This window comes from Brevundimonas sp. (assembly GCF_032107865.1).
In the GTDB taxonomy this organism is placed as follows: Bacteria; Pseudomonadota; Alphaproteobacteria; order Caulobacterales; family Caulobacteraceae; genus Brevundimonas.
The window spans coordinates 1-5,151 of record NZ_DAMCNG010000190.1; the positions used below are offsets into that span (position 1 = coordinate 1).

At 66.8% G+C, this 5,151-nt stretch carries 6 protein-coding genes and 1 pseudogene; 4 read left to right on the top strand and 3 right to left on the bottom strand.

Annotated features, from left to right (window positions below; translation table 11 throughout):
• Positions 1-212, bottom strand: a pseudogene (locus RT567_RS13300) (hypothetical protein); the annotation flags it as partial.
• Between the two features lie 55 nt (positions 213-267).
• Here RT567_RS13300 and RT567_RS13305 point away from each other — a divergent pair.
• The 3 genes from RT567_RS13305 (at position 268) to RT567_RS13315 (ending at position 2,788) form a co-directional block, all read left to right on the top strand.
• On the top strand, positions 268-597 hold the full coding sequence (locus RT567_RS13305) for a DUF1491 family protein (protein ID WP_313576780.1): 330 nt from the start codon (positions 268-270) through the stop codon (positions 595-597).
• Between the two features lie 214 nt (positions 598-811).
• Positions 812-1,192 (top strand): hypothetical protein, encoded by a 381-nt coding sequence (locus tag RT567_RS13310; protein ID WP_313576781.1) that lies wholly within the window; start codon positions 812-814, stop codon positions 1,190-1,192.
• Between the two features lie 78 nt (positions 1,193-1,270).
• Entirely contained in the window at positions 1,271-2,788 is a 1,518-nt protein-coding gene (locus RT567_RS13315) for a tetratricopeptide repeat protein (RefSeq protein WP_313576782.1), read from the top strand.
• Here RT567_RS13315 and RT567_RS13320 read toward each other — a convergent pair.
• The gene (locus RT567_RS13320) at positions 2,785-2,925 is read right to left on the bottom strand and encodes a hypothetical protein (protein WP_313576783.1); all 141 of its coding nucleotides are present in this window, start codon (positions 2,923-2,925) and stop codon (positions 2,785-2,787) included. The two genes, RT567_RS13315 and RT567_RS13320, sit on opposite strands and share 4 nt — an antisense overlap.
• Before the next feature lie 158 nt (positions 2,926-3,083).
• Here RT567_RS13320 and RT567_RS13325 point away from each other — a divergent pair, with 158 nt between their 5' ends.
• Entirely contained in the window at positions 3,084-4,712 is a 1,629-nt protein-coding gene (locus RT567_RS13325) for a peptide chain release factor 3 (RefSeq protein ID WP_313576784.1), read from the top strand.
• A gap of 3 nt (positions 4,713-4,715) precedes the next feature.
• On the opposite strand, the gene RT567_RS13330 is transcribed toward RT567_RS13325, so the two are convergent.
• Positions 4,716-5,151 (bottom strand): SDR family oxidoreductase (locus tag RT567_RS13330; protein WP_313576785.1); only part of this gene is annotated, 436 nt, incomplete at its 5' end.

Below are 5,151 nucleotides of genomic sequence, written 5' to 3' on the forward strand. Positions count from 1 at the left end.
CGCAGGGCGGCCCCGCGCGCCTGAAGCGTCGCCGCCTCAAGCGCCTGGGTCAGACGCGGCTCGAACAGGCGGCACTTGTCCTGCGCCGCCCGCACGAAGGCGCGCTCATAATAGACGTCGCCGGCAGCGGTCGCCGTCCCCGCCGCGAGGGCCAGGGCGACGATCGCGGCCAGCGTTCTGCTGACTATGCGGGGCGACGGCGCTATCTTCATGCCCCCACCCTAGCCGCCGCCGGTTCCGGGTCCGTGTCCAAACAGGGTGAACCAATTGCTTCTTTCCACTGACGTCTGGGTCGGCGCCCTGATCCGCCGCGCTGAGCTTGAGGGCGCCAACGCCGTGGTGGTGAAGAAGGGCGACGCCCGCGCCGGGGCCGTCATCGTCAAGGCCTATGACACCGCCACCCGCACCGCCCGCCTGTGGACCGAGGCGACCGGCCAGGACGGCGAGCCCCTGTGGATCCAGCCCGTCGCTAGCGAGTTCGAAAGCGAACTGGACGCCTATCTGGATCGCCAGCGCCGCTATGACCCCGACCTCTGGATCGTCGAGATCGAGGACCGCCAGGGGCGGCATTTCCTGACGGAAAAGACGCAAGCCTGACCCTCCTACACCGGAAGAGGGGTGATCGGCCCTCAAGCAGGCCGAAGGTCGGTAGGGCCTCTTTATAAACAGCCCTCAAGCAGCGCAAAGCGCGTTAGGGCCCCTCAAAATAGTAACCGGCCTGTTCACCGCGTTCGTGAACCGGAACGCAAGCGCAGGCGCCTTACAACCCGTCGCATGGGGGCCAGAACGGTCCTGCGAGCGGACACGGTCCATGCTGTTTCTCTTGAACGATGTCGTCTTCGATCTGGACGAGGCCTGCCCGGCCCCGAGCCATGACGTGCGCCGGTTCGAGACCCTGTCTTGCGACTATGTGCTGGAGATGGGTTGTGAGCTGTTCGCCGAAGACCCGCTGCTGCATCGCACCGACCCGGCCCGCGCGCGGCGTCTGGCCTGGCTGATCGCGCACAAGGCGCAGGGCGTCAACGCCGCCCTGTTCGCCGCGCCCGAAGCCGGTTGCGCGCCCGAACTGGTCGAGCCGCGCTTCTGCGTCCTGCCGGAAATCGTCCTGCGCCACCTGCAACAGCGCGCGCGTCGCGGCGCGCTGAACGCCGCCACGGCGGACAAGGCGGTCTGGGGCCGTCTGGCGGCCTAGCCCGGCGGACCGACGGCTCCCCTTCTGTCGCCGAGCCGTGTTTGCTAAGCGTCGCCGCTGAGTTGTCAGGGGCTTAGCATGTTTCTCAAATACGTAACGTCGATCGTCACAGCGTCGGTCGCGGCCTGCGCCCTGTCGACAGCCACGCCCGCCCAGGCCGAGTGGCGCAAGGCCGAGAGCGACCGTTTCGTCGTCTATAGCGACGTGGGCGAGCGCCAGTTGCGCAACTTCGTCCAGGATCTGGAATCCTATGACCGCGTGCTGCGGTTCCGCATGGGTCTGCCGGGCGATGTCCCCACCCTGCGCAAGTTGCCCATCTATCTGGTGGCCTCTTCTACGGAACTGGCCAAGATCCGCCCCGGCGCAGGCAGCACCCTGGCCGGCTTCTACAGCGCCACCGACGAAGACATCTTCGGCGTCGCCGTCCGCGATCGAAACGTCGACACGCTCAAGCACGAGTATGCGCATCACTTCATGATGCACAACTTCTCCTACGCCTATCCCGGCTGGTTCGTGGAGGGGTTCGCGGAATACTACGCCACGGTCGAGATCAAGGCTGATCGCTTCACTGTCGGCCGCTTCAACGAAAACCGCGCCTCTTGGCTGATGTCCGCGCCGTGGATGGACATGAAGGACTTGCTGTCGCTCAGGCCCCAGCAACGCGCCGCCAACAACGAAACCTACTACCCGCTGGCCTGGCTGCTGACCCACTGGTTCATGAGCGACCCGGAACGGCAGAAGATGCTGTCCGCCTATCTAACGGACGTCGGCGCGGGCGTGGACTCGGTCGAGGCGATGGAGCGGGCCACCGGCCTGACCACGATCCGGCTGCGCGACACCTTGCGGCGCTATGCGACCGGCAACCTGTCCTTCCAGATCGTGACGGCGGCCATTCCGGCCGCGCCCATGACGATCACCACCTTGCCGGAATCCGCCGGCGACCTGCTTTTGCTGAACCAGCGCCTCAAGCTCGGCGTCCCCAAGGATGCGCGCGCCGCCACCGCGGCCGAGGTGCGCCGCATGGCCGCCCGTCATCCCGACGATCCCCTGGCCCTGCTGGCCCTGGGCCACGCCGAGCTGCATTTCGGCGATGCGGTCGCCGCCGAAGTTCCCCTGCAGCGCCTGCTGGCGCTGCAACCGGACCATGTGGAGGCCCTGCAATATCTGGCGCGCGCCCGGATGGAAGCCGTCGAAGAGATCGAGGATCCGACCGAGATCGATCGCCTGACCGCCGAAGCGCGCGGCTTCCTGGCGCGGGCTCACCGCCTGGACGACCTGAACTACATCACCCTCATGCTGGCCGCGCGGAACCGGCGTAGCATCGCCGGCTATCCGAACGACAACGACGTCGCCGTTCTGGAGCAGGCCTTCGCCCTGGCGCCGCAGTTGGGCGAAGCCCGCTTCGCCCTGGCCCAGGCCCTTCTGTCCCAGGACCGCAACGCCGAGGCGATCGCCCTGCTGGAGCCCCTGGCCAACCACCCGCACGGCAGCACTGCCGCAGTGCGTTCTCTATTGGCCCGAGCGCGCGGCGAGGAACCCCCGCAGGAAGACGCCGACAACGCGGCGGCTGAAGACGCAGGCGAAGAAGCGCCCTAGAGCAGAATCCCGAACAGGGTGTGCACCACGACCGCCGCCAGGACGATCAGGGCGAACCCCGCCAGAAAACAGACCAATGGGTGAATCTTGCGCTCGCCCTGTACGGGCGCGACCTTGCCTGGGTGAACCAGAGCCATGACGTTTCCCTTCCCTTGTGCGACGGACTCATGGCCCGCCGTCTCCCGGAAACGAGCATGCCTTGAATAACCTTCATATGCGAAGGGTCTTTCACGACATCGTGAACGTCGACAATTGAGCCCCGGCGCGGTAGGTCGCGCGTCCTAAAGGAAGCTCTATGTCCAAACTGACCCTCGCCCAGGAGGCCGACCGTCGTCGGACCTTCGCCATCATCGCCCACCCGGACGCCGGTAAGACGACCCTGACCGAGCATATCCTGCTGGCGGGCGGCGCCGTGCGCGCGGCCGGTGCGGTCAAGGCGCGCGGGGAAAACCGTCGCGCCCGCTCGGACTGGATGAAGATCGAAAAAGAGCGGGGCATCTCGGTCACCGCCTCGGTCATGACGTTCGAGCACGACGGCAAGATGTTCAACCTGCTGGACACGCCGGGGCACGAAGACTTTTCGGAAGACACCTATCGCACCCTGACCGCCGCTGACTGCGCCATCATGGTGCTGGACGCCGCCAAGGGCATCGAGCCGCAGACGCTGAAGCTGTTCGAGGTCTGCCGCCTGCGCGACATCCCGATCATCACCTTCATCAACAAGCTGGACCGCGAAGCCCAGGATCCGATGGCCCTGCTGGACGAGATCGCATCCCGCCTGCAGTTGGACCCCTCGCCCATCTGGTGGCCAGCCGAGAGCGGCAACCGCCTGCGCGGCCTGGCCGAGGTCGGCGGCCAGGGCCGGTTCCAGCCCTATACCCGCAAGACCTCCGACAATGACGGCGAACACCCCGCCCCCCTGCCCTTGGAAGACGCCGCGTCCTTCTTCGAGGGCACGGAGCAGGCCGACATGGCCGATGCGCTGGAACTGGTCGAGGCCGGGTACAAGCCGTTCGACCGTCAGGCCTTCCTGGAAGGCCATATGACGCCCGTGCTGTGGGGCTCGGCCCTGCGCCACTTCGGCATCGAGGAACTGCTGAAGGCCATCGGCGAATGGGCCCCGCCGCCCAAGACCATGAAGGCCCGCAAGGAAGCCCCGCCCGAGACCCGCAACGCCCCGGCGCCCGAGGACATCGCGGTCGAGCCGAGCAAGGATGAAGTCACCGGCTTCGTGTTCAAGGTCCAGGCCAATATGGACCCCAACCACCGCGACCGGATCGCCATGTTCCGCATGGCCTCGGGCAGCTTCAAGCGCGGCATGAAGTTGAAGGTGCAGAACACCGGCAAGCAGTTGTCGGTGAACGCCCCCATCATGTTCTTCGCCTCGGACCGTGAACTGGCCGAGGACGCCTTCGCCGGCGACGTCATCGGCATTCCGAACCATGGCGTGCTGCGCGTCGGCGACAGCCTGTCGGAAAGCGGCCTGGTGCGTTTTGCGGGCCTGCCCAACTTCGCCCCGGAAATCCTGCAGCGCGTCCGCGTCAAGGATCCGCTGAAGGCCAAGCACCTGAAGAAGGCGCTGGAAGGCCTGGCCGAGGAAGGCGTGACCCAGTTGTTCCGCCCCGAACTGGGCAGCGACTTCATCGTCGGCGCCGTGGGCCAGCTGCAATTCGAAGTCATGGCCGACCGCCTGGGCGAGGAATACAACCTCGACGTCGTCTTCGAGCCCAGCCCCTACGCCGAGGCCCGCTGGGTCGCCGGAGACAAGGCTGATCTGGAAGACTTCGCCGGCAAATACCGCCCCCAGATGGCCGTCGACATCGACCAGAACCCGGTCTTCCTGGCCAAGTCGAGCTGGGAGACGGGCTACGTCTCCGAACGCTTCCCCAAGATCGCCTTCACCAAGACCAAGGAACGGGGCTGACCTTCAGGTCTTGCTGATCGACACCCCGCCGTCGACCAGCATGGCCGTGCCGGTCATGAAGCTGGAGGCGTCCGACGCCAGGAACAGGGCGGCGCGGGCGATCTCATCCGGGCTCGACATCCGCTTCAGGGCGTGCATCCCCTCGACGAAGGCGATGATCTCGGGCGTGTGGGCGAACTCGCGCCCCGCCTCGGTGTCCGTACCGCCGGGCAGCAGGCAGTTGCTGCGCACGCCCTGCCCCCCGAACTCGGCGGCGATGACCCGCGACAGGCCGACCAGCCCCGCCTTGGCCGCCGCATAGGCCGCCATGCCCGGCATGCCGATGGCGTGACCGACAAAGGTCGAGGTGAAGATCAGCGAACCGCCGCCGCGCGCCAGCATGGCCGGGATCTGATGCTTGGCGCCCAGGAAGGCGGCGGTCAGGTTGACGTCCAGCGTG